The following is a 25,848-nucleotide window of genomic DNA, read 5'->3' as shown; positions in this document are numbered from 1 at the left end:
CATGCTGCGAAAGTTGAGTTAAAATGTTCAACCTTCTTTTTGAAGTAGACTCTTATAGTTCGCTTGGTCTCTTAGTTTGGGTACCATCTTGGAAGAAGCTCGGGACTTACGATATCGAACATGCATACTTTTCACCGATACCCGATGTCACTTGGAAAGACTTTTTAAACAGTCCATCTAAATTGATGGATCGGATCCTTGATTGGGAGTTTCATAACCAAGAACAGGAGTAGCCTCCATTTAACCCCTCACCTTCGATGTCAATCCTTCTCGTCATTTCGCTAAGCGAAGGAATTCACAACCCGTACAAGTTCATGCGTTACAATGTTAACCATAGCAGCAGGCACCTTGAACGAGGAGGACATTCGGTTGACGACGATAATGGTGGTTGACGACGAAGCGCGCATTCGCGAATTGGTTCGCTTCTATCTGGAGGACGAAGGGCTGGAGGTCGTGGAGCGGACGAACGGGGAGGAGGCCTGGCAATATTACCGGAACCATCCGGTCGATCTTGTCATCCTGGACGTTATGATGCCGAGGATGGACGGATGGGAGCTCTGCCGCCGCCTGCGAGAAGCCGGCGACAAGCCTCTGCTGATGATTACGGCCAAAGGCGAGCCGATGGATCGGATTCGAGGGCTCCAGCTTGGCACCGACGATTATTTGGTCAATCCCTTCGAGCCTATGGAGTTGGTCCTGCGCGTGAAGGCATTGCTCAAGCGGTATCGCATCTCGATCTCGCAGACCATTAAGCTCGGGAGCGTCACTTTGGACAAGACAAGCTATCAGATCCGTTACCGGGATTCGGGCATAAGCGAATCGATCCCGCTTAAGGAATTCGAGCTGCTCTTCGCGCTGGCGAGCCAGCCGGGCAAGCTGTATACGCGCGACGCGCTGATCGAGCAGATCTGGGGCTACGATTACGAGGGCGACGAACGAACGGTCGACACTCATATTAAACGTCTTCGGGAGCGGTTCGCCGATTACGAACAGGACTTCCGGATCGCGACGCTGCGCGGCCTGGGTTACCGGCTTGAGGTTTATCGTGATTTAGTCGCTGTACATCCGGTTGATCCTGACCTTCATCGGAGCGGTCCTCGTCAGCACGATCATCGGCTTTGCCATTACGATCCGACTATTTAACGACCAGCTGACGGCAATCGTCGAAGACAGCATGATCTCGGGCGGCAAAACGATTATTCAATCGTACCGGCAATCGTACCCCGATAATTTGGACGCCCTGATCCAAGGAATGCGGGCTCTTCCGGCCTACTCTATTCGGTTGTTCGGCCCGGAGGGCAAGCCGCTGCACGAGACGGAGAGTCAGGTCGATGAAGAGCTGCAGGTCGACGACGCCGTGCTTCGTTCGGTGTTGGACGGCGGCATCTACCGCGGCAAACCAGGGAAAGGATTCCGCCATATGGCGGTTGGGCTCCCTTTCTCCATCGAGGGGCGGCCCTATGCTTTGTTTCTCGCTCCTCACGTGGATAAGATCGCATTCGCGATTGGAGTGCTTTTTCGCACCGAAATTCTGATCGTCCTCTTCTTCGGCAGCGTATTCATCATGGTCTCGGCGATCTTCATCGTCCGGCCGCTGAAGCGTCTGACCAAGGCGACCCGCCGGATGGCGAGGGGAGACTTCAGCACCCGCTTGCATTCCAAAAGCAAGGACGAGATCGGTCAGCTAACGAGAAGCTTTAATCAAATGGCGCACGAGCTCGGGACCCTCGAGCAGATCCGGCGGCAATTCGTGTCCGACGTCTCGCACGAGATCCAGACGCCGCTGCAGTCCATCAAGGGATTCACGCAAGCGCTCAAGCAGAAGAAGCTGGACGAAGCCGGCCGGATGCGTCTGCTGACGATTATCGAGGAGGAGAGCAACCGGCTGTCGCGAATGACGACGGATCTTCTGCAGCTCTCTTCGCTCGAGATCGATCATCCATCCATGGACTTCCGCAAGTATCGGCTGGACAAACAGCTGCGGAACGTGATGAGCGTGCTGGAGCCGCAATGGTCCTCCAAACAGCTGGACGTCGAGTTCGATATGGAGGACGTCTCGATTGTGGCGGATCCCGACAAGCTGAATCAGCTGTGGACGAATTTGCTCGGCAACGCCATTAAATTCACGGGAGAGCAGGGCCGAATTCGAGTATCCGCCGAAGTTCGTCATGGGTGCGTCGAGGTCTCGATCGCGGATAACGGAAGGGGGATCCCCGAAGAGGAGCTCCAACATATTTTCAAACCCTTCTACAAGGTAGACAAGGCCAGAGACCGCTCCGTTCCCGGCAACGGCATCGGTCTATCCATCGTGAAGCGGATCGTCGATTTGCACGAAGGCGACATTCGGATCACGAGCCAGGAAGGCGCGGGGACGACAGTCAAAGTTATTTTGCCGCAAGATCGTTCCCGTACACAGTGAGTACAAACTCCGCTCCTATAATTCAGCTCAGATAGGAGAGAGGAGAGGTTCAAATTGAGCGGATTGACTAAATTAAGCTTGAAAAACGGCATCGCAGTCGTCATTCTTTGCGTTCTCGTATTGGGGTACGGTCTGTACTCGGCTACGCAAATCAAGCAGCAAACGTTCCCGGATCTGGAGTTCCCGGCCGTATTCGTCCAGGCGGTGCAGCCGGGCGCCTCGTCCGAGGAGATCGAGAGCGGCGTAACCAAATCTGTGGAGGATGCGTTGAAAAGCATCAAGGGCTACGACTCGCTCACCAGCACTTCTTCCGAGAATGCCGCCAGCATCTTCATCCAGTTCCCCTTCGGAACGGACATGGACAAACGGTATAGCGAAGTCGAATCGGCGATCGCCAAAGCGAATTTGCCCGACAAGGCTAACGTGACGGTTCAGCGGTTGTCCGCGAATAGCCAGCCGATCTATCAAGCGGCGATCTTCTCGGATAAGCTGGATTCGCAAGCGCTCGCGTCCAAGCTGGAGGACGAGGTCGTTCCGAAGCTGAAGAAGCTGGACGGGGTCAATTCCGTCAAGCTCAAAGGGACAAGTTCCGATAAGCTGAATATCGTCGTGGACAAGGAGAAAGCCGCCCAGAGGGGGATCACCTTAAGCGCGATCCAAAGCGCTCTGCAATCGCTCGACTACGCCCTGCCCCTCGGCAACGTCGCCCGGGACGAGACGACGATTCCGATTACGCTGAGCGGCAAGGTCGATTCCTTGCGGCAGATCGAGGAGCTTAAGCTAGGGGCGGCTGCGCCGCAGGGAGCCGGACCTTCCGGCGCGTCCCGGCAGCCAGCCGGCGAAGCAACGGGAACGGCCGGGGCCAACATCACGTTGCTGAAGGACATCGCCGAGATCAAGACGGTCTCGGAACAGGACGAGAGTACCCGTTATAACGGCGAGCCGAGCTACCTCCTGGAAGTGGTCAAGAGCCAGGAGGCGAACACGGCGGACGTGTCCGACGAAGTCAAAGCGACGCTCGCTTCGTATGAGGAACAAGGCGAGATCAGCCTTCATGTCGTGACGGACCAAGGGGAAGAGATCAAAGAGTCCGTGGCGGGGCTCGTACGCGAAGGCCTGTTCGGCGTTCTGTTCTGCGTCCTTATCATCTTCCTGTTCTTGCGGAACGTAAGGGCGACGCTCATCTCGATCGTCTCCCTGCCGATCTCGATCTTCGCGACCATCGCCTTGCTCGATCAAATGGGCTATACGCTCAATATTATGACGCTCGGAGGAATTGCCGTCTCGATCGGGCGGATTGTCGACGACAGCATCGTCGTCATCGAGAATATCTACCGTTGGCGGCAAGAGAAGGGCAGCGACGTCAAAGGGAAGGAGCTGGCCTACAAGGCCACGAAGGAAGTCATCGGGGCGGTCGCTTCGTCCACGATCGCGACGGTTGTCGTATTCGCGCCGCTCGCCTTCGTAAGCGGAATTATCGGCCAATTTTTCCGGCCGTTCTCGATCGCCGTCGTCGTCTCCATCCTCGCATCGCTGCTCGTGTCCATGATGCTCATTCCGGTGCTCGGCAGCCGGTTCTTCAAGAACGTCAAGCCGCACAAGCAAGGCGGCAAGCTGACGGACGGATTCGAGAAGATCGTTCGCGGAGCGTTAAGGCGCAAAGGGATGGTTATCGGGGCGGCCGTTCTGCTGCTGGCAGGTTCGCTAAGTCTCATTCCGCTGCTCGGGTTCGCGTTCCTTCCCGCGGGATCGGCGCCGGCGGCATCCATCGAGATTACGCTGCCGTCGAAGAGCGGCATCGACCAGACGAATCAAGTCGGCGGCAAGGTCGAACAGTATCTCAAGAGCTTGCCCGGCGTGGATAACTATGAGATTACGATCGGCGGCTCCGGGGATAACCCTCTAAGATCCTCCGGAGGCAAGAACAAAGCGACGGCAACGGTTCAATTCGGCGAAGGCACGGACCTCGACCAGACGATAAATAAGCTAAACGCGGATTTGCCGGCTATCGTAACGGCGGAAGTCGAGGGCACGACGATTGACGTCAAGGAGAGCCAGCAGCAAGGGCCGCCTTCCGGCGACGGCATCGACGTGAGCATCTATGCCGAGGACGGAGACAAGCTGGCCCAAGCGGCCAAGCAAGTCGAAGATCTGATGAAGCAAAGCCCCGATCTGAAGAACGTCGCGAACAATATGAACGACGTCACGCCGAAGTGGGTGCTTACGCTTAATCAGCAAGGCATCGATGCCAACGTGAGTCCTTATCTCGTCATGCAGCTCGTAGGCGAGCAATTGCGTCCGGTGGATGCGGGCAAGTATTCGATCGACAAAAAGGAACAAGAGGTTACTCTGTCTTATCTGCAACCGATCGCCTCCCGGGAGGAATTGGAGAACATCCAGGTGCCGACCTCGAACGGCGTGAAGAAGCTGGGGGACGTCGCGGATCTCGCCGAGCGCAACGCTTGGGTCAAGATCAATCACGACGACGGTAAACTGTATGCGCAGGTCAGCGGCACGGTCAAGAATGCCGATTCGGTATCCTCGGTCACGAAGCAGGTAGAAGCAGACATCAAGAGCTTGTCGCTGCCGAGCGGCGTCGAAGTATCCATCGGCGGCGGGCAGCAGATGATATCCGAAGGCTTCTCCAGCATCGGCATCGCGATGGCGTCTGCCGTCGGACTTGTCTTCCTCGTCATGAGCATGACGTTCGGAGGGCTGCGGACGCCGCTCATTATCTTGAGCTCGCTCATCTTCATTCCGATCGGCTCGCTCGGAGCGTTGCTGATCGCAGGAGAAGCGCTGTCCATGAGCGGCATGATCGGCATGCTGATGCTCGTCGGCATCGTCGTCACGAACGCGGTCGTGCTGCTCGACCGGGTCGAGAAGAACCGCAAGTCGGGACTGACGGTGACCGAAGCGATCGTAGAAGCGTCCAAGACCCGTCTTCGTCCGATTCTGATGACCGCCTTCGCGACGATGCTGGCGCTCTTGCCTCTGGCGTTATCCGGCTCGAGCACGAGTCTGATCTCCGGCGGACTTGCGATCACGGTTATCGGCGGCTTGTTCTCCTCGACGCTCCTGACGCTTATCGTGGTGCCGGTTATCTACGAGCTGGCTTGGAAGAAGCGGAAGGCGGAGGCGGAGGAAGAATTCATAGCGGCGTAGTCAATCTCTTAATAATGGCGGTACACTTCGGTTGCGAAGTGTACCGTCCTTTCATCAAGCGGCTTCATAGATTTTGCATCTTTGACTTCCAGTCACACTGTTTTAAAGCCAATCCTCAAATACCCTTTAGTTAATTACAAACCTATGTTTGTTTTCCTCCACCCACTCTGCAAATGATGTAAGGGCAACGCCATGCTGCCTTGTATCCTCAAGATCGAAACCATAGCCGGGGACTTCCTCCAGCCATTCCATAAAATAAACCGTTCCCTCCAGCATGCCCCGCTTCCGGGCTTCCTCGCTGCCGACGGTCTCGAATACCACTTTCTTATCCAGAACGCGACTCAGCGTCTCGGCAATCTCCGTCATGGACAGCTCGTCGCTTGCGACATTAATATCCTTGGCGTGGAACTGCTGCGGATTCTCAAAAGCCGCGCGGGCGAATTTGGCCGTATCCTCCCCGGAATTCAGCTTTAAGGGGGTGTTCCCTTGCATCGTGCCCAACAATACTCCGTTTTTCAATTCCGGCGCCATGATGGCCGAAAGAGGCTCCACAAAGTTCTCCATAAACCAGCACGGGTGCAAAATCGTCCAATGCCGGAAACCGCCATTGCGGATGCGCTCTTCGACTTCATATTTATTATCCCAAGTCTGGACCAGGTATTTGTATTTGTCCCACCGCGGAAACAAATTGCTTCCGGCGACCGAGGTGTGCACGACTTGTTCGATTCCGGCCTTCTTTGCAGCTAGCACCATGTTTGCGGCATTCCGCGGTTCAACCGTCTGATCGTAGGGGTCGGCGTACTGCACCGAGAATATCGCCGATACATTCTGCATGGCCGGTTCCAACGATGCCGGATCGGCCAAGTCTCCCCGGATCAGCTCCGCACCTTTGGCAGCCATCGCTTTGGCAGCCGCCGACTCCGGGTTTCGGGTCAGGATCCGCACGCGATGACCGTGCTCCAACAGCTCGCGGGCTACGTTGCCGCCCTGCGTACCTGTTCCGCCTAAAACCAATATCGTTCCTGCTTGATCAAGTTCCATATTCGACCACTCCAATCTTAATGAAGGAATAATCGTATTATATTACCGTGGTAAAGATAAAACAATACCATAGTAAATATAATCATTTTGATTGGCCTGAAACCGGAAATAAGGCAAACAAAAAACGCCCCTTCTTTTGAACGGAGCGCTCTATTTTTCAACAATCAATCTCATTTTACGACCAGCAAAATTCCAAACCGCTTCCTGGTTTCCTCCAGAACATCGAAGCTGCCTCCCATGATCGCCCAATTCAGAATGACTCCATTGGCGATATTGCACATCGAATCGAGCAAATCTTCGGCACTCGCCGGATTTTGGATTTGACCCGCGTCCTTGGCCCGTTGGATCAAAGTGGGAATAATGCTGCCGAGTAACGACGATTTACTCTTATCGAGGGGAGGGATTTCGTTGCGAAGGTGGATTCTGTAATTTTCCTTGGTCATTTCGACTCCCAAACGAACCATGTGCTTCACCAATATTTCCATGGCCTTCATGGCTTGATCGGCAAAATCGGTAACAGATAGAATGTCCAGCAAATCGTCATTGGATATCATATTGTCAAATGAGAATAATTCGGAAATCAGCTCGTCCTTGGATTTGAAATGGTAGTAGAACGCGGTTTTGGTCACATTGATTTCATTGCAAATCTGATTGATCGTAACCTGATCGAATCCGTATTTATTAAATAAATTTAGGCTTGTAGACAAAATGGCTTCTTTGGTTGCGCCTCTCGTGCTCATATCCTGCTCCCAACTCCTTTGGCATTATTATAAATCATTTAACGGAGAGCATCATAACATTACTTGAGTAAAGTTTTATACGATTACAGTATTGACTTTAATCCCCCTTCGACTGGACGATTTCAGAGTATACAAGAAGCGGTCGACCGCAGCAGCTTCAGTGAAAAGAAAGTTGCTTTTATATACAAAGTGTAATAATATAACTACAATACCGACTAAACTGATGTGAATTACTGAGAAAGGAGCGAGATTGAACTGAGGCAAGAAACGGTCTTGGAAGCGACGGGATTGAGCAAGCGTTTCACACATAAAGGAAGAACGGAGCCGGTGCTGAACGACGTTTCTTTTCAGGTAGGACAGAACGAGATCATCTCCATTCTGGGAAAAAGCGGCTGCGGCAAAAGCACGCTGCTCCATCTGCTGGGCGGCTTCGAGCGTCCGGACGAGGGAACGGTTCGGATAAACGGGCAGCCGGTGACCGGGCCGAGCCGCAACTGCATCATGCTGTTCCAGCATTACGGCTTGCTGCCTTGGCGCACCGTGCTCGGAAACGTGGAGCTCGGCCTCGAAAATGAACGGCTGCCGGCCTCGGAGCGCAAGGAGAGGGCGATGCGCTACTTGCGCAAGGTCGGCCTGGAGGACAAGGCGGGCGCGTTCCCTCGCCAGCTGTCAGGCGGCATGCAGCAACGGGTCGCGCTGGCCCGGGCGCTGGCCGTGCAGCCGAAGCTGCTGTTGATGGACGAGCCGTTCGCGGCGGTCGACACGTTCACCCGCTACCAGCTGCAGGACGAGCTGCTGCGCATTCAGCGCGAGGAGCGCACGACGATCATTCTGGTCACGCACGATATCGACGAGGCGGTTTACTTGTCCGACCGGGTGCTGCTCATGGGCGCGAATCCGGGCACGATTCGCACGGAGCTCGCCGTCCCCGCCGCCAAGCCGCGGGACCGCGGGCACGAAGATTTCTTGCACGTTCGCCGGACGGTGCTCGAGCGGTTCGAGCTGACCCGCGCCGCGCCGGCGCCAGAGTTTTCCATCTAGCTATTATTTTCCGAAAATGAGGGATCGATCTTGGAAAAACGCGCTTCATTCGTTCGCTTCATCCGACTTGCCGCAACTTCGCTTCTCGCCCTTGTCTTGTTTTCGCTGGCTGCTTGCGGCTCCCGCTCCTCCGACTCGTCGGCGGAAGACAAGCCGGTCATCAAAATCGGCTATCTGCCCATAACCCACGCCGGTCCCTTATACATAGAAGAGGAAACGAAAGGCGGCGATTACGACGGCTTCCGGCTCCAGCTTATCAAGTTCGGCTCGTGGCCCGACCTGATGGACGCCTTGAACGCCGGGAAGATCGACGGGGCGTCCGTGCTGATGGAGCTGGCGATGAGGGCAAAGGAGCAAGGGATCGACCTGAAAGCGGTCGCGCTCGGCCACAAGGACGGCAACGTCGTCGTCGTCGCCAACGACATCGGGAAAGTGCAGGATCTGAAGGGCAAGTCGTTCGCGATTCCGAGCGCCTTTTCCACGCATAACATTTTGCTCTACCAGATGCTAAAGAAAGCCGGCATGGCATACGGAGACGTTAAAGCGGTGGAACTCGCGCCCGCGGAGATGCCAGCGGCGCTGGCAAGCGGCCGGATAGCGGGTTACGTCGTGGCGGAGCCGTTCGGCGCGAAGTCGGTCGTCATTCACAAGGGTAAGGTGCTGTACCAATCGCAGGACCTGTGGGACGATTCGGTCGACTGCGGTCTCGTGCTGCGCGGGGATCTGATCCGTAAGCAGCCGGAAGCCGTGCAAGCGTTTGTCGCGGCGTACGCCGAAGCGGGACAAAAGGCGGAGACGAAGGACGCGGAGGTTAAACAAAATTTCAAAAAGTACATGAACCTGAATGACGACGAACTGAACCTGTCGCTGCAATGGATCAAATACGACGATCTGAAGATCGGGAAGGAGCCTTACGAGCAGCTTCGCAGCTATTTGAAAGAGATGGGACTGTCGGACAACCCGCCCGCCTACGAGGATTTCGTGGACCCGTCGTTTATGGACAAGGTGAAGTGAAATGAGGCCCCTCTCCAAAACGGCCGCTACAGCGTTCGCTCTTCTGCTGCTGGTCGCCGCCTGGCAAGCCGTTGTCCAAATCGGCCATTACGACCGCTCGCTGCTTCCTTCTCCGCTGCACGTGGCCCAAGGCATCGTCGAGCTGGCGAGAAGCGGCGTGCTATTCGAGGATTTGCAGGTCAGCCTGCTGCGGTTCGCCGCCGGCTACTTCAGCGCTTCCGTCTGTGCGATCCTGCTCGGCCTGACGCTGGGGCGAATTCGCCCGCTGTGGACGCTTGTCGATCCGATCGTGCAGGTGCTGCGACCGGTCTCGCCGATCGCCTGGTCCCCGTTCATCGTGCTCTGGTTCGGCATCGGCAACGCGCCCGCGATCGTCATCATTTTCCTGGCGGCGTTCTTCCCGGTACTGCTGTCGACGGTGAAGGCGGTACGGAGCGTCGACGCGACCTACCTGAAGGTGGCGCAAAACTTCGAGCTGCCGCCGCTGCGCCTTCTGACGAGGATCGTCTTCCCGTCGGCTTTTCCGCAGATCGCGCACGGACTGCACCTGGCGATCGGAACTTCATGGATTTTCCTCGTCTCCGGCGAGATGGTCGGCTCGCAGTCCGGTCTCGGCTTCCTGATTGTCGACAGCCGGAACGTGCTGCGGCTCGACCTCGTCATGGCCGGCATCGTGTTGATCGGCGTGTTCGGCTTGCTGCTGGACCGCACGGTCGGCCTGTTGGAGCGCTGGGTCGGGAGGCAGTGGGGAATGGAGAAGTGACGTGCGCTTAGGCTCAGGCGTTCTTCAGCTCGGATTCCAGCACGACGACTTGCAGGTCGTCTACGTTTTGGCCGCAATGCTCGCAATAGTAAGCCGGCCGAACTTCGTGGCCGCAGTCCTTGTGGACGAGCTTTTTATAGCACTTTTTTAAATGGCGGGCGCCCCACATGAGCATGGAGTTGAACACGGGCTCCAGGTCGCGGCCGCTATCGGTCAGATCGTAGCGGTAGCGGGGCGGATGTTCGGAGTACAGCACCGCCGTCACGAGGCCGCTTTCTTCCAAGTACTTCAGTCGTTCGGACAGCAGCTTGGAGGAGATGCCGGTCAGCGCTTTTTTGATCTGGTTGAACGTGGTTTGTCCGATTAATATTTCGTGCAGCACGAGCAGCGTCCAGCGGTCGCCGATGATGTTAAGCGTCTGGGCGATATTGCACGGCAAATCGTATCTTTCCTTCATGGAAATGAAGCCTCCTGTTCGGAACGTATCGCTCTGGTGTTCATTATAGCATACGTCCGGTAACTGTGTAGTGTTCGTACATTTAGTTTATTTAATATAGTTAGTTGATTTTATTAACCTACTGATCTACACTACGGGTATCCCCGTCCGTCGGAGTTCATGTCGGGGAAAATCATCCAATTGCGTATGGAGAGGGAGAGTAGGAAGATGACACTTTATTTGGTCGAATCTCCGCTTAATGAAACGGTGCGGGATCGGGCGGAGCTGGAACGGAAGCTAGAGCTGGCCGCGCAAGGAGGGGCTAGCCTGATCGAGGTTCAGGTGGCGGGCGATTTTTCCAAGGCATTCTTTATTTTCGAAAGCGAAGGACAAGAGCAGGTGGCGGGCAGCCTGGGAGCTGCCGATCTTCCTGCCGCCTTGATCAAGGAAGTTCGGCTGGTCGGGAAGGAGCTGGACGAGGTGAAGCGCCGATCCGGCACGGTCAACTACCTGGTTGAATGGAACTTTCCCGAAGGACTTACGATGGAGCAGTACCTGGAACGTAAGCGGCAGAACTCGGTTCACTATGCGGAAGTGCCTGAAGTGTCATTCGCCCGCACGTACGTATGCGAGGACATGACGAAGTGCCTCTGCTTCTACCAGGCGCCGGATGAAGCGGCCGTCCTCCGGGCGAGGCAGGCGGTACAGACGCCGGTCGATTCGATCACTTCGATATTGCAGCGGGAGTAAGAAGCTGAAGGACGGGCGGGAGAAGGAGAGGAAATGGGATGGAAACGGAAACGGAGCTTGGGCGGCTCATTCGCAAGCATTTGCGGCCGTTCGTCAAGCGGATCGACGCGGAGGCCTATTATCCCGATAGCTATCTGCGGGAGGTCGGCCGCAGCGGCAGACTGTCGTCGCAGGGCAAGACGGAGCGAGAAGTGCGCGTCTCCGACGTCCGGCTGATCGAGCGGACGGCAGAAGCGTGCATGACGACGGGCTTCAACTTCTGGTGCCATCTAGCGGCGGCGACGTACTTGCGCCACACTGCGAACCGTTATCTGCGCGAGACGGTCCTGTCGCAACTGGAGGGAGGCGAACTGCTCGGCGGTACGGGGCTGTCCAATCCGCTCAAATTTTACGCTGGTCTGGACACGCTTTATTTGCAGGCGGAGCCGGCCGACGGCGGGTACCGGATTCGCGGCAAGCTGCCAATGGTGTCCAATCTGGGCGAGAAGCACGGGTTCGGCGTAATCGCATCCTTGAATGAGGAAGAGCGCATTATGGCGTTCGTGCCTTGTTCGGCAGACGGGTTGACATTGCGCGAACGGAACGGCTATTTGGGGCTGAACGGGAGCGCGACGTATGCATGCGAATTCGACGGGGTGTTCGCGCCGCAAGAGTGGATCGTCGCCGAGCGGGTCGATTCGTTCGTCGAGAAGATCCGGCCAACGTTCGTCCTCTATCAAATCCCGCTCGGACTTGGCGTCGGAGCGGCCGCGATCGACTCGATCCACAAGGCGAAGGATCGGCAGGGCGGGTGCAACCGTTATTTGCCGATGCAGGCGGAAGAATTAGCGGCCAAGCTGGAATCGTTGCGGGAGCGGGCTTATTTGCTGGCAGGAACCGACGATTTGGCCGGTCGCTGGCCGGAACTGCTGCGACTTCGGCTCGCCGTCGTCTACTTCGCGCTCGAGGCCGTGCAGGCAGATATGCTGCACTGGGGCAGCGCCGGCTATGTTCGGGACAGCGCGCCCTCGCGTCGGCTAAGGGAAGCGTACTTTCTCGCCAGCCTTACTCCGACCGTCCGGCATCTGGAGAAGCTGACACGTTAGGCTGGGCGGGCAGTTTCGGCGGTGGCCGGACCTCCGGACGTTTAAAAAGGTTGTGTCCGTCACTCCCTCCGAGTTTCGGGCGAGACACGGGAACCAGAGATAACAATTGCGCTAAAAAAGGCAGGATTGGGGATTCCCCTTATCCTGCCTCCTTGCGTTCGATAGGCTTTTTACTGTGCGAATGGCTCCATTTCCGGCTGCAATTTGTTTCGCAGAACGTACAGCATGGCGGCGCCGACCAGGAAGGCGACGGCATCCGCAATGACGAGCGACCAGACGACCCCGTGGAAGCCGTTCATTCGATTGGCGATATACAACACGGGAATTTGGCGGGCTCGGGCATATGGCCGTGAAGCTCGCCCATGCCATGGGAGCGGAGGTTACCGTTCTATCGCAAACGCTGAGCAAGAAAGAAGACGGCTTGCGTCTTGGCGCGGACCGCTATTACGCTACGAGCGATCCGGAGACGTTCAAGAAGCTGGCCGGTTCGTTCGATCTTATCGTGAACACGGTGAGCGCGGCCATCGATATGAGCGCCTACCTGTCGCTGCTCGCGCTGGACGGAACGCTGGTCAACGTCGGCGCGCCGGCGGAGCCGCTGTCCGTGAACGTATTCTCGCTTATCGGCCATCGCCGGTCGTTCGCCGGCTCGATGATCGGCGGCATTCGCGAGACGCAGGAAATGCTCGACTTCTGCGCCGAACACCGCATCGCGCCCGAGATCGAGCTCATCTCCGCCGACCGGATCGACGAGGCTTGGGAACGCGTCCTCGCTTCCGACGTTCGCTATCGATTCGTTATCGACATTAGCACGTTGGGGAATGTATAATAAGTAAACTATTGGGGCACGCCTTCACGGCGCGCCTTTTGCTTGAAGAGGGAGATTCTCCGACATCATGAAGAAGAAGAACAACAATCCGAGCGTGTTCAGACAAGCATTGCTGCTAGGTTTATTCTCGACGCTGGGGCCGTTTACGATCGATATGTACCTTCCGGCATTCCCGGAGATCGTGAAGCAATTCGATTCGACGGCTTCGCTCGTTCAGTTCAGTCTCACCGCCTGCTTGCTCGGACTCGGCATCGGCCAGCTTGTGATGGGTTCGCTGAGCGACGTCCACGGCAGACGCAATCCGTTGCTCATCTCGATGGCCGTCTATGTCGTCTCTTCGCTCGCATGCGCCTTCTCGCCGAATATCGGGCTTCTTATCGTATTCCGGTTCGTGCAAGGGTTTGCCGCTTCGGCGGGCATCGTCATCTCGCGCGCGATCGCACGCGACCTATACAGCGGTCACGAGCTCACCAAGTTTTTCTCTCTGCTCCTGCTGGTAGGCAATTTGGGACCTCTCGCGGCACCGGTCGCCGGCAGCGGCATCCTGTCGTTCACGACCTGGATCGGCGTCTTTATCGCGCTGACCGTGCTCGGAGCGTACTTATGGACGATGACCAAGTGGCGTCTGCCGGAGACGCTGCCGCCCGATCGCCGCAAGCCGAGCAACTTCGCGCAGCAGGTCCGCAACTACGGAATGCTGCTGCGAGACCGCCAATTTGTCGGCTACATGCTGGCGCAGGGCATTATGATCGCGGGGGTCTTCGCGTACGTATCGGGAACGCCCTTTATCTATCAGAATATTTACGGAGCCTCTCCGACCGTATTCGCTCTACTGTTCGGCTCGAACGGGATCAGCCTGATTATCGGGTCCCAGCTCGTCGGACGGATGGCGCATCGCGTATCCGAGCAAGCCTTTCTCTTATTCGGCCTGTGGATGGCCTTATTGGCGAGCATCGCCGTCTTAATCGTGGCGATCGCCCACGGACCGCTCTACGCGTTGGTGATACCGCTATTCTTGTTCGTAGCGTCGATCGGCATTACGTCGACCGCCGCCTTCCCTCTGGCCATGGAGAGCCAGGCCCATATGGCGGGCAGCGCGGCCGCGCTGCTGGGCGTCATTCCCTTCCTGCTGGGCGCGGTCGTTGCGCCGCTGGTCGGCATTGCGGGAGAAGACACGGCCGTTCCGCTGGGGGTTATCATTCTAGCGACGAGCACCGCCGCGATGCTCGCCAACTTCTTGCTTGTAAGAAGGGGCAGAGGTCCTCGCAGAACCATTCAGCACGAAATGTGATCGTATTGCAGGCACTCCGCCGATAGGGGAGTGCCTGTTCTTTTTTACGGAGCCGCGTATCCTTAGCACTCGGTTTGAAACTTCGCTTTACCTTCCAGGACCGCATTCAAGAATGTCTTCGACTTTCTCAAGCGCTTCTGGATCTCATCTAGTTCCGCGATTTTTTGTTCGACGATCTCTTTCTTTGCCTCGTACGGTAATTCATCGATTAGCAAACTTATCTCCTCTATAGAGAAATTTACGGATAAAAGCGACTTTACATCCTCCAGAAATTCGACGATCTCTTCGGAATAAACCCGATAATTGTTGCCGTCTCTTTGAACGAATCGGTCCGGAATCAGGTTCTTGCGCTCATAGAATCTCAAGGTCGATATGGGCAGACCGGTTACTTTCGACACTTCATTTATTCTCATCTTGGACCTCATCTATCGTTGTTGCTATAAACCTAGGTTTATAGTTCATAATGCGATTAGGATAACGAACAGACAGATCCCCTGTCAATAAAATCAACGTTATCAAAAGGAGAGATTCTATGTTTAACCAAATTTCCAATAACGATTTTGCCGAGATCGTCAAGGGGCGTCGTTCCGTCCGTCATTATGACGAGAACGTTAAAATATCGAGAGAAGAGATTAGCGAGATGATCTCGGAAGCCAGTCTGGCTCCATCCTCCGCCAATATGCAGCCTTGGCGCGTAGTCGTGGCGGATACTCCGGAGGGCAAAGAGAAATTAAGGCCTCTGGTTCGGTTCAATACGGCGCAAAATGATACTTCTTCCGCCATGCTGATCGTTTTCGGCGATACTCAATGTTATTTATATGCGGAGGAAATTTACAATACGGCCGTGGAACAAGGGAAGATGCCGGCCGAAGTGCGAGACCGTCAGCTCGGAACCATTCTGTCGATGTATCCGACTCTGCCCCAAGAGCTGAAAGTCGAAGTCGCCAAAATCGATAGCAGCCTGTTTGCCATGCAGTTCATGTTAGTCGCGCGCGCGCACGGGTACGATACGAATCCGATGGCAGGCTTCGAGACCGACCAGGTAGCGCAAGCATTCGGCTTGGACGAAGAACGCTATGCTCCGGTAATGATGATCTCGATAGGAAAAGCGAAAGAAGAGGGGCACGAGTCGGTTCGATTAAGCGCCGATAAGATTACGTTTTGGAGATAACCATCTTATCCGAGATTATAAATAACATGGAAGCGATGGAGCCGATCCATCGCTTTTTTGCATTCTAGCGGCCAACAAACTTGGCCATCGTTCTCTTCTCGAACTCGTCCCAATGGGGAGTTGCGACATTCGTTTGCTTTTTCAGCTTCCCGAACGAATCGTACAGAGCGGCGATTTCGCTGAACGATCCGTCGATCAACTTCATAAACGGCAATTTATGAATGATTTTGAGGCCATGGTAGAAGATCCGTCTATACTTCCGAACGAAGGCGGCTTGACTGGCGGGAGTGATCGCGTAATTCAGGCTCTCGAGTACCCGGAACCCTTCGTCCATCACGTCAATGGCTTGCTGCAAGAGTTTATTGTCCTTCGAGGCTCGAGCTAAATCGCCGTCGTGAAGGTAACTCACCGAGTTCAAGGCGACGATCAAGACGATGTGGCTTTTAAGCCAGGCGTCGATATCCTCATGATAGACCAACTTGTACTTCGTTTTGCGAAAAGCGTTCTCCAGAATCGGCTTGATGGAGATCTCGCCGTCCAGGCTGCCTGCTACCATTTGTCCGCCTCCGCGGATGCAGACGATGCGTCCGCTCTCTTCGCGGGTTCCAGCGCTGATCTGGAAGCCGAAGACGATGTTTTTCTTCCCCTTGCTCTGTTCCTGAAGAACATTCTGCATCCCCCGCGCATCCGCATTATTGCCCACGAGAACGATATTAGAAGACGGATTCTCCGCTAGTATAGGCAGGATGGCCGGGAAATCATTGTACTTCATTACGACAAAAATAAGATCGTAGAGATCGTCGGGCGCAAGCTCGCGAATGACCTTCACTTCATCGACCGTATTGCGACGCTGGAAGTAATGGCGAATGACAAGTCCGTTCGTCGTAAGCTGCTCCGCCCTCTTGCCTCTTGCCAGTACGGCAACCTCATTCCCTCCGCGCGCCAATACATGAGCCAGATAGCTGCCTAGAACGCCCGCTCCGTAAACCAATATCCTCATCGTTGAATCCCCTTTTTTCAACAATCGTTGTTTTTCGATCGTTCATTGAATAAAATCAGATTAGCAATCCCTCCGACAAGCGGCAATCGCTAGATGCAACGGTTTTGTCGGTTTTTCAACAGACTGCATCGGATTGATTAAAAAAGGAGATCTCTCCGTGGACCGAAGAGTTAAAAAAAACCAAACCGCGATCATGAATGCCCTGATGCATCTGATCGCCGAGAAGGAATTCGATAAAATAACGATCAACGACATCGCGGAGCGCGCCGATGTCAATCGAGGCACCGTGTATTCGCATTACGCGGACAAATACGATTTGTTGGACAAGTGCATCGAGAATCAATTGATCCATTTGGTGGAAATGTGCTACTCCGCGGACGCGACGGGTCCATTTCCGACGAAAACGCCTTTGCTTCGCACGATTCAAGAAATCGAAAAAAACGCTTTATTGTATAAGGCTCTGTTAAGCATAAAAGACGTTCCTTCGTTCCGGGTTCATCTGAGCAGAATGGTTAGCAAACAGTTCATGGCGTATATGACGGAATATAATGTAGGCTTAGACGATCTAGGCCAATCGATATTCGCGCAATTCATGAGTTCGGCGATCGTCGGAGTGATCGAATGGTGGTTCGCCCAATCCATGCCCTGTTCCGCGGAAGAATTGACGGAGCGGCTATGGTCCCTTCTGGAGATGAATCGGATAATCCTCGCGGGGTCGGCAGACCGCGTATAAGAAGAAGAGAATGAAGGGAAGGGAGGCTGCAACATTCAGAAGGCGCAATCCGTCTGCATAATCAACTAAGAGATGGATTCCTTTGAAAGGAATGGATTCATGAGGAGAACGGAGATCGTTGTTATAGGTTTGACAATCGCCGTATCGATGCTGTTCTTTTTCACCGCTTTTGATTCGTCCGCTTCGTCCATGAAGCCATCCGGCTACTATCATTCGGAGCCTGTCGCGAAGAGCTTCAAACGAGTGGAACCCAAAGCCGAACCGTTGAACATTACAGTAGGCGGTCCGCCGATCCTTGTCGAAGAGCAGGCCAAGTAACCGCAAAAGCCGGAGAAGTCCGATCGCCCGATCGAGGCTTTTAGGCTTTTGCGGATCCTGTCTTTTTGCGGTACTCCCGTGGAGACATACCCGTTAGCTTGCCGAAGATCTTGCTGAAATATCTCGCGTCCTGATAACCGACCATCTCCGCGACGGAGGAGATCGAATACTGCATATTGGAGAGCAAAGCCTTGGCGTGTTCGATGCGGACTCGCTCTAGGTAATCAGAGATATTCTCGTTGAACTCTTGCTTGAACTTGCGGGATACGTACTCGCGGCTAACGAAGAACTGCCCGGCGACTTCCTGCAGCAATAGATTCTCCCGGTAATTCGCATCAATATACTGCTTCACGGCATAAATAACGTTGTTCTCCTTCGGCCGAACCTTTCTCAACCAATTCCCCATTTGTCCGAACGTTTCGGTCCATTCGCGATGCATATCCGCAAGGGACAATCTTCCTTCCGAATCGATCGGGAATATGGATGGGGAGATGAATAGGGGATTTTCGGTTGAGGTCGGCTCCATGTTCGCTTCCCGCAGGATGCGGTCCCGCAACAGCTCGTACTCGTACTGCCAGTACTTTAGATGCTCAAGAGTAACCCCCTGCATCTGCTCGATCGCTTTGATCCACTGGGCAACGGCATGTTCGATTTTATTTAGGTCTCCGCTATAGACGGCGACGGCTATTCGACTGCCATAATCGGCCAGAACGACGCGTTTTCCTAATTGGGCCGAGGCCGTCTCGCCGGAATAAATCCACTTGGCATCCTGAAGGAAGGAGATGGATCGAGCCGCCTGCATCGCTTGAAGAAATCCCAAATGCATCGCTTCCGCGACGAACGTCTTTCTATTGTAGGCAAAGCGAAAACGAGTGCCGAGAATGCGAGCGAAGGCGTCGTTCATCTCGACCAGCTTCGTGTCCAGCTCGTTAAGATCGCCGGTATACAGCAGTACGATGCCATGGTTCGGATCGGTATGCTTAAAGGCGAATCCGGACCGGACGGAACCCAGAATCTCATTGCAGATGTTCGTCATTAGGAAGTGCAAAAGATCCAGGTTCCGGCCGAACTTTCGAAGAACGATACGAGGAAGAGGATCCATTGGCAAAAGAACGACTTGGAATTCCTGCTCGCCGGACCATTCGAAAGCGGCGCTTAACTCGGCAGCGACGGACCGGAAATAGCCTGGCTGGGAGACGACGCTCGACAGCACTTTGTCCCAATACGCCGGCATGGTCTGGTTGATCTCTACGTTCTTCTTCAAGGACAATCTTCGTTCCTCTTCCTCCTTGCGCCAGGAGTTCACCGCGTTGCGCAGGGCATCAAGCAATTCGCCGCGGTTGATCGGCTTCAGCAGATAATCCAGCCCTCCGTGTTTTATCGTTCGACGCATATAGGTATAGTCGTCATAACCGCTAATGACGATCCGTTTGGAACCGGGACATTCGCCTTCGATCCACTGAAGCAGCTCCAAGCCGTCTACGCCCGGCATTTTCATATCGGTAAAGACGATCTCCGGTCTCTCTTCGCGGATAAGCTCCATCGCGGCGCCCCCATTGGACGCTTCCAGAATGTCCGTTATGCCGTACGCCTCCCAATCCACCAGCATCCGGATCGAGTCGCGCACATCCTCTTCGTCGTCAACGATTAGCGCTTTCATATCGGATTACACCGCCTTTCGCCAAGGAATACGGATGACGACCGCGAATCCGTTCGGCTCCGCAGGGCCGACGGATACTTGTATCGATTCGTCATAATACAAACGCAGGCGGGATACGACATTCATCAAGCCGATACCGCTGCCGCCGCCCCGTATGTCTGCGGAAGCTTCCTGTTCAATCTGGCTTCGAAGCTCCTGCAGGCGTCCGGGAGAGACGCCCGAACCGTTATCCTCGACGAAGAGGAGAAGACGATCCTCTTCCGGTCTCGCAAGGATTCGAATTTCGGCGGCGTCCATGCTCTCCCCGAAGCCGTGTTTGAAGCAGTTTTCCACGATGGGCTGCAAGGTCATCTTGGGCACAAGGGCGCCGAGGATGGATTCTTCCGCCTCGATTCGGAAGACGAGTCGCTCTTTGAATCTTTGCTTCTGCAGCTCCAAATAGGCTTCCGTATGGGCGATTTCCTTGGACAAGGGCACAATCGATTCTTCCGTGTTCATATGATAGCGCATCATCAAACCCAGCGAGGCGGTCAGCTCATAAATTTTGGGAACTCGATGATGCAGGGCGACGGAACCGATGGATTGCAGCGTATTGTTAATAAAATGCGGATTGATCTGGGCCTGAAGCGCCTTGAGCTGATTATCCTTGTTGGCCAGCTCCAGCCGAAGCTCCCGCATGATCAGATTATCGATCGTATCGACCATGTTTTTGATCGCATGCCCGAGCACGCCAACCTCGTCGCTTCGTTCCCAATCGATATCCAGCCGCATTTTTCCCAGCTTGATTTTGCGAATCGATTCCGTTAGCTTCTTGATCGGCGTCGTCAGTTTGACGGAGATGAACAAAGTCGCGGCGACGGCCACGAAGAGGAACGTGACCAGAACGAGCATGTTGATACGCAGGACGCGGGAAGCGTTCGTATATAAGTACCGGTTCGGAATTTCCTTGGCGACCATCCACGTTCGGCCGATCAGCTCGAACTTCTCGTAGACGACGATGCCGTCGAAGGACGAATCCCGCCAGTCGAAATGGCCGGACTTGTAGAAGCTGTAGCGGGCATGCTGCAGCCAAGCGTAAGCTGGCTTGCGGCCGATCAGATCTTCCTCGGACGAATACAGCACCGTTCCCGTATCGTCCAGCAAGTACAGCTCCTCATTCCCTCGATCGTATAGCATATTGCCGATATTGCGAAGACCGTCGAGTTTGAAGTCGATGGACAGAATTCCGATTCGTTCCTTGAGCGGGGCGCGGTACACCGGTCGATGGATGGTAAGAACGGTATTGGTCGGGCTGTACGGGAATTCCTCCATGCCGTAATTGTGGGAAGGATGGGGAGGTTCGAAATAAGGGTCGTCCTTGTTCGAAGGCTGCGCATAATGACCGTCTAGCCCCGCATGTCCCGCTTCCCGCTTCAGATAGCCGTCGATGAGCAGGTAGGATTGATCGGCCAGATCGGAATATAGATAAACTTGCTGGATATCCTTGGCTGATTGAGCGATCCCATGAAGGCCGGAATAGAGATTGTTCTCCACGATGAAGTCTCTCCTTCCCCGCTCCAGAATGTTGTACAAGCTGTTCGTCTCTTGGATGTTGTTGTAGGCATACAGAGAGATGGAGTTCATCTGGCTTAGAAGGTTCATGACGCTCGTCGCGCCTTGGCGCACCGTGTTCGAATTCTCCCGAACGGCTTCATCCTTGAGAGAGTGCTTGGTATAAAAATAGGAGATGAGAATGGAGGCGGCGATAGGAACCAGGATGGCGATAAGCAGAAATAAACTCAGTTTATTCCGTATGCTGCTGGGATACTTCATGGCGTATACTCCTCGCTCCCGGAATTGGTAATCAGTCTACCACGCGATTCGAAGGGAGTTCAATAGTTTGTTGGCGGCATTAGCTTGCACCCCGGCGCGATCACAAATTTACACCTTTTTGTTCAAAGCCGTTCGTATTTCGAGGCCTAAGGATGCGGGTATACTGAACCTGTTCGAACGATAGCGCTTACAAAAACAGGGAGGGTTACGAGTGAGAAAATCAGGCGCATTACTGTTCGCGTCCGCTTTGGCTGTCACCGCTATGCTGGCAGGCTGCTCCGGTTCAAACGGGAACGGAGCGGCTCCTGCCGGGTCCTCTTCGACCGGTACAAGCGGTTCCGGAGGGCAGGATGAAATTACGCTCTATACGATCCAATCTACCAATCCCAAGTTTGAGGAATGGCTTAACGAAGCGCAGGAGAAGAGCGGCGTAAAGATCAAATGGGTTGCGGCTCCGACGGATTCGGACACCCGCCAGCAGAAGGTATCGACGATCCTCTCCTCCGGCGACAGCTCGGTCGACGTGCTCGAGATCAACGACGAGATGGCGACGTCCTTCAAGAACGCGGGGTGGCTGGAGCCGTTGCAGAATTCGGTATTGACGGAAGACATCATGAAGCAGCTGCCGCAAGGGTACATGAAGGATATGCTGACTTCAACCAAGGGCGACGTCATCGGAGTGCCCAGCTATTCCGGCTATCTCGCCTTATGGGTGGACCAGAAGAAGCTCGATGCGGCCGGGATGACTTCGATCGACAACGAAGAGGACTTCGTGAAGTTCCTGAAGGCGTCCACGAAAGACGGCCAATACGGTTATGGCGGATCCTGGGAGAAAACCTACGTCTTCAATGAGATCGCCACCTTTGTCAATCTGTTCGGCGGCGACTACTTCGATTGGACGAACGAAGGCAGCCGGAAGGCCGTTAAGTTTATGTACGACATGGCCAATACCTGGAAGGTAACGCCAGTCGATCAAATCGCGGACAAGTACGAGCAGATGAACCAGAAGTTTATTGACGGCAAGTATGCCATGGTGTTCATGTGGGGGACGGGCACGGACTACAAGAAGGCGAATCGATACGGCAAGGATCAGATTCATATGATCAATATGCCGATGTTCGCGAAGCGGAGCATCTTCACCGATTCCTGGAGCTATGTGCTCAACTCGGCATCCAAGAACAAGGAAGCGGCGATCAAGTTCCTGAAATACGCGGCCAGCGAAGACGGCGAGCTTAACGGGTGGAACAACTTCGACCGTTATCCTGCGAGAGCCGACGTCGCGGCCAGCGACGCGGTTGCCGGCGATATTAAAGACGTATACGCCGAGATCCAGAAGACGAACGAGATCCATGGCCGTCCGATGCTTCCCCAGACCATGGAGTTCATCTCCGAGATGGGAACGCAGTTCCAGAACTACATTCAGGACAAAATCACGCTGGACGAGTTCTGCAAGAAGGCGCAGGAGGCCGTCGACCGGTATAAATAATCGCTGGCTGGCAAGCCGGTCTTTACACTTCACAAGAAAGGCGCGTTCCCATGTATGCAAGCAAAAAATATTTGACCATCGCGTGGATCCTTGTGCTGCCGGCCCTGCTCATTCGAATTTTCACGACCCTGTACCCGATCGCGGAGACGTTCCGCATCAGCTTCTTCGAAGTCAAACTGCTGCAGGGCATTCACCGGTTCGTCGGGTTCCGGAATTACGTCGACATGTTCCACGACTCCAAGATGATCGCGTCCATCTCGTTCACTGTCCTGTTCGTGGTCGGCTCCATGGCCGGCCACCTCATTCTCGGCATCGCCCTGGCGCTTATTCTCAACATGAAGTTCGCCGGGCAGAAGGTGCTTCGCACGATCGTTCTGCTTCCGTGGGCGATGCCGATGGTAGTCATCGCGATGGCATCGAAGTGGGCGTTCAACAACGACTACGGGCTCGTCAACAACTTCATCCGGTGGTTTGATCCTTCGTTCCAGCTGAACTGGCTCATTCATACGGGTACTGCCCGCAATGCCGTCATCGCCGTCGATTTGTGGAAGGACCTTCCCTTCTTTGCGATTCTCGTGTTAGCCGGGCTGCAATTCATCTCTTCGGACATGTACGAAGCAGCCAAGATCGATGGAGCAGGGAGCGTTCAATCCTTCTTTGCCATCACGCTGCCGCTGCTCTCGAAGAACATTCTGGTTCTCTGCATCTTCTTCACGATGTGGAGAATGACGTCCTTCGATGTCGTCTACGCGATGACGAGCGGGGGACCCGGCGAGAGTACGGCTTTGGTCGCTTATCGGGTGACGACCGAAGCATTCACGAATCTGAACACCGGGTATGCCGCTTCCATCGCTATCGTGCTGTTTCTGGTTATGGCCTCGCTTAGCGGCCTCAGCATGTCCGCAGCCAAGCGTGTAGACTACTAAGGAGCGATCGTTATGGTTTCCAACCGCTCGAGACGACTGTTCCCCGTACTTCTGATGTGGGGACTGGCCGCCATTGTAGCGTTTCTCATCCTTTTCCCGCTATGGTGGATCTTCATCTCGTCCATTACTCCGGCAGGAGAACTGTTCGCCAAGCCGTTGAAATATTGGCCGGCTCACCCGACGCTTGACAGCTACCGATTCCTGATCGAGAACGTCGGGCTGTTAGCCAAAATCAGAGATACCCTCATTATCGTCGGATTATCCATCCTAATCGGCATGATCGTGTCCGTGATGGCGGCCTTCAGCTTCTCGAGATTTCGCAGCAAGGGCTTATCCTTGGCCGTCGCCTTCCTGTTGGCCTCCATGCTTATTCCCGATGTCGTAACGGCACGGCCGCTTTATGATTTTCTGCGATACGTTCATCTGTACGACACGTACGCCGGACTAATCGTCTTGTACATCAGCGGCATTCTTCCGTTCTCGATTCTCATTCTGCAGAATTACTTGAACGACATCCCGGTCTCCATAGAAGAATCCGCGTCTATCGACGGCTGCGGCTTTCTTCAGTCGATGTACTATGTGACGCTGCCGCTGCTAAGGCCGGCGCTCGCTACGGTCTGTATTGTCAATTTTATTACATGTCTGAACAACTTCTTCACGCCGCTATTTTACTCGAACGGCATCTCGGTGTTGTCTACCGCCATCACCCAGCTTCCTTTGCGGGACAATATGTATGCCGTGCCTTGGGACCTGGTCAGCGCCATGGGGTGGATCATCATTTTGCCGATCATCGTTTTCGTCGCTTTCTTCCAGAGGCAGATTATGGAGGGCATCATGGCGGGCGGCGTGAAAGGTTAAGCGAATAACGAGTTCATGGAGAGGAGACATTCGGATGTACGGAAATCCATTCTTGGGAGGGCTATCGTCGCTCCCGCTCATTAAGCCGGGTCGGAGCCGTGCCATTAACGCTGAGAATCCGACGGGGGAGAAAGGCATGGGAGGGATGGCGGCCAGCCATCTCGGCCCTTCCCGCAAAGGCTCGCCCTGCATTCGCGATGTAGCGCCCGGCGCTACGGCGACTTTAGCGGAGATCGCAGGACCCGGAATCATCGAGCATATCTGGATCACCGTAACCGATCGCACCGAGGCCGACACTTTCGTGCTGCGCGATCTGGTACTGCGCATGTACTGGGACGACGAGACGGTCCCTTCCGTAGAAAGTCCCTTGGGCGATTTCTTTTGCAACGGCTTCGGCAGAGGCTGCGTCGTCAATTCCATGCCGATCGTCGTCAATCCGACGAGAGGCTTCAATAGCTATTTCCCGATGCCGTTTCGCAGCAAAGCGAGAATTACGATCGAAAACCAACATGAAGCTCCGATCCCCGCCTTGTTTTATCAAATCGACTATTGCTTGCATGACGAACTGCCGGAGGAGACGGCGTACTTCCACGCGCAGTGGAGAAGACAGCCGATCACGACCAAAGGGGAAGATTACGTCATTCTGGACCAAGTCAGAGGGGCCGGGCAATATGTCGGTACGTATCTTGCGCTTACGGCGCTTGAGCGTTATTGGTGGGGAGAAGGCGAGATCAAAATGTACATCGACGGCGACGAGGAATATCCGACCATCTGCGGTACCGGGACCGAGGATTATTTCGGCGGGGCATGGAGCTTTGCGACGCAGCAGAACGGGAAGACCGTCGAGAACACGTACAACACGCCGTTTATGGGATACCCTTATTACTCCAGTCACGACGATTCCGTCCACAATCCGTATCACAACGACGACACCCCCCCGATGAGGGGCTTCTACCGTTGGCATATTCCCGATCCCATTCGCTTCCGCCAAGATCTGAAGGTGACGATACAGCAGATCGGGGTGTACAAAAAGGGATTGTTCGAGCGGCAAGACGATGTGGCGTCGGTCGCGTATTGGTACCAGACGGAGCCGCACCAGCCGTTCGGACCGTTGCCGGGCAAGGAGGAGCGTTGGCCGAGATAATCGGTCCTTGAGGGCAAGAGCGGAGAATGGACAGCGCCTATCTTATTCTTCATGCGAACGTTATACTTGTTGTACGTCTTACTTGAAGAAGAACGAAGGGAATGCCGACATGATTCGACGTATAGAGGGATATCGGTTCCAGCTCGTCGTCTTGCTCCTTCTAGCC

General features: G+C 54.8%; 23 protein-coding genes and 2 pseudogenes. 17 read left to right on the top strand and 8 right to left on the bottom strand.

The window, feature by feature from the left end; all coding sequences use genetic code 11:
- Nucleotides 1-369 precede the first annotated feature (369 nt).
- Genes H7B90_RS10935 through H7B90_RS10925 form a run of 3 tightly spaced genes read left to right on the top strand, consistent with a single transcriptional unit; the run spans nt 370 to nt 5,584 of the window.
- Nucleotides 370-1,143 carry a response regulator transcription factor gene (locus H7B90_RS10935; RefSeq protein ID WP_185135899.1) on the top strand — a complete coding sequence of 258 codons (774 nt, stop codon included), beginning with the start codon at nt 370-372 and terminating at the stop codon, nt 1,141-1,143.
- Nucleotides 1,070-2,419 carry a sensor histidine kinase gene (locus tag H7B90_RS10930; RefSeq protein ID WP_185135898.1) on the top strand — a complete coding sequence of 450 codons (1,350 nt, stop codon included), beginning with the start codon at nt 1,070-1,072 and terminating at the stop codon, nt 2,417-2,419. The genes H7B90_RS10935 and H7B90_RS10930 overlap by 74 nt, the downstream gene beginning before the upstream one ends.
- Nucleotides 2,420-2,473: 54 nt before the next feature.
- Nucleotides 2,474-5,584, top strand: a complete 3,111-nt coding sequence (locus H7B90_RS10925; RefSeq protein WP_185135897.1) for an efflux RND transporter permease subunit — start codon at nt 2,474-2,476, stop codon at nt 5,582-5,584.
- Between the two features lie 126 nt (nt 5,585-5,710).
- Here H7B90_RS10925 and H7B90_RS10920 read toward each other — a convergent pair whose 3' ends face one another.
- Nucleotides 5,711-6,625 carry an NmrA/HSCARG family protein gene (locus tag H7B90_RS10920; RefSeq protein ID WP_185135896.1) on the bottom strand — a complete coding sequence of 305 codons (915 nt, stop codon included), beginning with the start codon at nt 6,623-6,625 and terminating at the stop codon, nt 5,711-5,713.
- 170 nt (nt 6,626-6,795) lie between these two features.
- Entirely contained in the window at nt 6,796-7,365 is a 570-nt protein-coding gene (locus tag H7B90_RS10915; protein ID WP_185135895.1) for a TetR/AcrR family transcriptional regulator, read from the bottom strand.
- Between the two features lie 255 nt (nt 7,366-7,620).
- Here H7B90_RS10915 and H7B90_RS10910 point away from each other — a divergent pair, with 255 nt between their 5' ends.
- Genes H7B90_RS10910 through H7B90_RS10900 form a run of 3 tightly spaced genes read left to right on the top strand, consistent with a single transcriptional unit; the run spans nt 7,621 to nt 10,183 of the window.
- Nucleotides 7,621-8,406, top strand: a complete 786-nt coding sequence (locus H7B90_RS10910) for an ABC transporter ATP-binding protein (RefSeq protein ID WP_185135907.1) — start codon at nt 7,621-7,623, stop codon at nt 8,404-8,406.
- 30 nt (nt 8,407-8,436) lie between these two features.
- Nucleotides 8,437-9,420 carry an ABC transporter substrate-binding protein gene (locus tag H7B90_RS10905; protein WP_221481997.1) on the top strand — a complete coding sequence of 328 codons (984 nt, stop codon included), beginning with the start codon at nt 8,437-8,439 and terminating at the stop codon, nt 9,418-9,420.
- Nucleotide 9,421: 1 nt separating this feature from the next.
- Nucleotides 9,422-10,183, top strand: coding sequence for an ABC transporter permease (locus H7B90_RS10900; protein ID WP_185135894.1), 762 nt, complete (start codon nt 9,422-9,424; stop codon nt 10,181-10,183).
- Nucleotides 10,184-10,196: 13 nt separating this feature from the next.
- On the opposite strand, the gene H7B90_RS10895 is transcribed toward H7B90_RS10900, so the two are convergent.
- Entirely contained in the window at nt 10,197-10,640 is a 444-nt protein-coding gene (locus H7B90_RS10895) for a winged helix-turn-helix transcriptional regulator (RefSeq protein ID WP_185135893.1), read from the bottom strand.
- 207 nt (nt 10,641-10,847) lie between these two features.
- On the opposite strand from H7B90_RS10895, the gene H7B90_RS10890 reads away from it, so the two are divergent.
- Together H7B90_RS10890 and H7B90_RS10885 are read left to right on the top strand one after the other, a co-directional pair.
- On the top strand, nt 10,848-11,369 hold the full coding sequence (locus H7B90_RS10890; RefSeq protein WP_185135892.1) for a DUF4242 domain-containing protein: 522 nt from the start codon (nt 10,848-10,850) through the stop codon (nt 11,367-11,369).
- Nucleotides 11,370-11,407: 38 nt separating this feature from the next.
- The gene (locus tag H7B90_RS10885; RefSeq protein ID WP_185135891.1) at nt 11,408-12,454 is read left to right on the top strand and encodes an acyl-CoA dehydrogenase family protein; all 1,047 of its coding nucleotides are present in this window, start codon (nt 11,408-11,410) and stop codon (nt 12,452-12,454) included.
- A gap of 170 nt (nt 12,455-12,624) precedes the next feature.
- Here the strand turns inward: H7B90_RS10885 and H7B90_RS32880 are convergent.
- Nucleotides 12,625-12,780: pseudogene (locus H7B90_RS32880) on the bottom strand (MATE family efflux transporter); the annotation flags it as partial.
- Nucleotides 12,781-12,782: 2 nt separating this feature from the next.
- Here H7B90_RS32880 and H7B90_RS10880 point away from each other — a divergent pair.
- A pseudogene (locus tag H7B90_RS10880) lies at nt 12,783-13,283 on the top strand (zinc-binding dehydrogenase); the annotation flags it as partial.
- A gap of 67 nt (nt 13,284-13,350) precedes the next feature.
- A complete protein-coding gene (locus H7B90_RS10875; protein WP_185135890.1) occupies nt 13,351-14,574 on the top strand; it encodes a multidrug effflux MFS transporter in 1,224 nt (407 codons plus the stop codon).
- Nucleotides 14,575-14,636: 62 nt separating this feature from the next.
- Here H7B90_RS10875 and H7B90_RS10870 read toward each other — a convergent pair whose 3' ends face one another.
- Nucleotides 14,637-14,987, bottom strand: a complete 351-nt coding sequence (locus H7B90_RS10870; RefSeq protein ID WP_185135889.1) for a MerR family transcriptional regulator — start codon at nt 14,985-14,987, stop codon at nt 14,637-14,639.
- 119 nt (nt 14,988-15,106) lie between these two features.
- Between H7B90_RS10870 and H7B90_RS10865 the strand changes: the two genes are divergently transcribed.
- Nucleotides 15,107-15,745 (top strand): nitroreductase family protein, encoded by a 639-nt coding sequence (locus tag H7B90_RS10865; protein ID WP_185135888.1) that lies wholly within the window; start codon nt 15,107-15,109, stop codon nt 15,743-15,745.
- A gap of 64 nt (nt 15,746-15,809) precedes the next feature.
- Here the strand turns inward: H7B90_RS10865 and H7B90_RS10860 are convergent, their stop codons facing one another.
- Complete coding sequence (locus H7B90_RS10860) at nt 15,810-16,745, bottom strand: ketopantoate reductase family protein (protein WP_185135905.1); 936 nt, start codon at nt 16,743-16,745, stop codon at nt 15,810-15,812.
- A gap of 157 nt (nt 16,746-16,902) precedes the next feature.
- Between H7B90_RS10860 and H7B90_RS10855 the strand changes: the two genes are divergently transcribed.
- Nucleotides 16,903-17,478: a TetR/AcrR family transcriptional regulator gene (locus tag H7B90_RS10855; protein ID WP_185135887.1), complete on the top strand. Its 576-nt coding sequence runs from the start codon at nt 16,903-16,905 to the stop codon at nt 17,476-17,478.
- Between the two features lie 99 nt (nt 17,479-17,577).
- A complete protein-coding gene (locus H7B90_RS10850) occupies nt 17,578-17,796 on the top strand; it encodes a hypothetical protein (RefSeq protein ID WP_185135886.1) in 219 nt (72 codons plus the stop codon).
- A gap of 40 nt (nt 17,797-17,836) precedes the next feature.
- Here H7B90_RS10850 and H7B90_RS10845 read toward each other — a convergent pair whose 3' ends face one another.
- Together H7B90_RS10845 and H7B90_RS10840 are read right to left on the bottom strand one after the other, a co-directional pair.
- On the bottom strand, nt 17,837-19,456 hold the full coding sequence (locus H7B90_RS10845) for a response regulator transcription factor (protein ID WP_185135885.1): 1,620 nt from the start codon (nt 19,454-19,456) through the stop codon (nt 17,837-17,839).
- 6 nt (nt 19,457-19,462) lie between these two features.
- Entirely contained in the window at nt 19,463-21,268 is a 1,806-nt protein-coding gene (locus tag H7B90_RS10840; RefSeq protein ID WP_185135884.1) for a cache domain-containing sensor histidine kinase, read from the bottom strand.
- A gap of 211 nt (nt 21,269-21,479) precedes the next feature.
- Here H7B90_RS10840 and H7B90_RS10835 point away from each other — a divergent pair, with 211 nt between their 5' ends.
- From H7B90_RS10835 to H7B90_RS10820, 4 genes are all read left to right on the top strand, one after another.
- Nucleotides 21,480-22,754, top strand: a complete 1,275-nt coding sequence (locus tag H7B90_RS10835) for an ABC transporter substrate-binding protein (RefSeq protein WP_221481996.1) — start codon at nt 21,480-21,482, stop codon at nt 22,752-22,754.
- Between the two features lie 50 nt (nt 22,755-22,804).
- Complete coding sequence (locus H7B90_RS10830; RefSeq protein ID WP_185135883.1) at nt 22,805-23,680, top strand: carbohydrate ABC transporter permease; 876 nt, start codon at nt 22,805-22,807, stop codon at nt 23,678-23,680.
- Nucleotides 23,681-23,692: 12 nt separating this feature from the next.
- Entirely contained in the window at nt 23,693-24,538 is an 846-nt protein-coding gene (locus H7B90_RS10825; RefSeq protein WP_185135882.1) for a carbohydrate ABC transporter permease, read from the top strand.
- Between the two features lie 136 nt (nt 24,539-24,674).
- Nucleotides 24,675-25,682, top strand: a complete 1,008-nt coding sequence (locus H7B90_RS10820) for a glycoside hydrolase family 172 protein (protein WP_246578885.1) — start codon at nt 24,675-24,677, stop codon at nt 25,680-25,682.
- The last annotated feature ends 166 nt before the right edge of the window (nt 25,683-25,848 follow it).

Source organism: Cohnella xylanilytica (genome assembly GCF_014212175.1).
Lineage (GTDB): Bacteria > Bacillota > Bacilli > Paenibacillales > Paenibacillaceae > Cohnella > Cohnella xylanilytica.
This window is presented reverse-complemented; position numbering and strand designations above follow the sequence as displayed.

Excerpts from the sequence above, each read along its gene's own strand:
- H7B90_RS10920 (WP_185135896.1), bottom strand. The coding sequence starts at position 6,625 with ATGGAACTTGATCAAGCAGGAACGATATTGGTTTTAGGCGGAACAGGT.
- H7B90_RS10915 (WP_185135895.1), bottom strand. The coding sequence starts at position 7,365 with ATGAGCACGAGAGGCGCAACCAAAGAAGCCATTTTGTCTACAAGCCTA.
- H7B90_RS10900 (WP_185135894.1), top strand. The coding sequence starts at position 9,422 with ATGAGGCCCCTCTCCAAAACGGCCGCTACAGCGTTCGCTCTTCTGCTG.
- H7B90_RS10895 (WP_185135893.1), bottom strand. The coding sequence starts at position 10,640 with ATGAAGGAAAGATACGATTTGCCGTGCAATATCGCCCAGACGCTTAAC.
- H7B90_RS10890 (WP_185135892.1), top strand. The coding sequence starts at position 10,848 with ATGACACTTTATTTGGTCGAATCTCCGCTTAATGAAACGGTGCGGGAT.
- H7B90_RS10885 (WP_185135891.1), top strand. The coding sequence starts at position 11,408 with ATGGAAACGGAAACGGAGCTTGGGCGGCTCATTCGCAAGCATTTGCGG.
- H7B90_RS10875 (WP_185135890.1), top strand. The coding sequence starts at position 13,351 with ATGAAGAAGAAGAACAACAATCCGAGCGTGTTCAGACAAGCATTGCTG.
- H7B90_RS10870 (WP_185135889.1), bottom strand. The coding sequence starts at position 14,987 with ATGAGAATAAATGAAGTGTCGAAAGTAACCGGTCTGCCCATATCGACC.
- H7B90_RS10865 (WP_185135888.1), top strand. The coding sequence starts at position 15,107 with ATGTTTAACCAAATTTCCAATAACGATTTTGCCGAGATCGTCAAGGGG.
- H7B90_RS10860 (WP_185135905.1), bottom strand. The coding sequence starts at position 16,745 with ATGAGGATATTGGTTTACGGAGCGGGCGTTCTAGGCAGCTATCTGGCT.
- H7B90_RS10850 (WP_185135886.1), top strand. The coding sequence starts at position 17,578 with ATGAGGAGAACGGAGATCGTTGTTATAGGTTTGACAATCGCCGTATCG.
- H7B90_RS10845 (WP_185135885.1), bottom strand. The coding sequence starts at position 19,456 with ATGAAAGCGCTAATCGTTGACGACGAAGAGGATGTGCGCGACTCGATC.
- H7B90_RS10840 (WP_185135884.1), bottom strand. The coding sequence starts at position 21,268 with ATGAAGTATCCCAGCAGCATACGGAATAAACTGAGTTTATTTCTGCTT.
- H7B90_RS10830 (WP_185135883.1), top strand. The coding sequence starts at position 22,805 with ATGTATGCAAGCAAAAAATATTTGACCATCGCGTGGATCCTTGTGCTG.
- H7B90_RS10825 (WP_185135882.1), top strand. The coding sequence starts at position 23,693 with ATGGTTTCCAACCGCTCGAGACGACTGTTCCCCGTACTTCTGATGTGG.
- H7B90_RS10820 (WP_246578885.1), top strand. The coding sequence starts at position 24,675 with ATGGGAGGGATGGCGGCCAGCCATCTCGGCCCTTCCCGCAAAGGCTCG.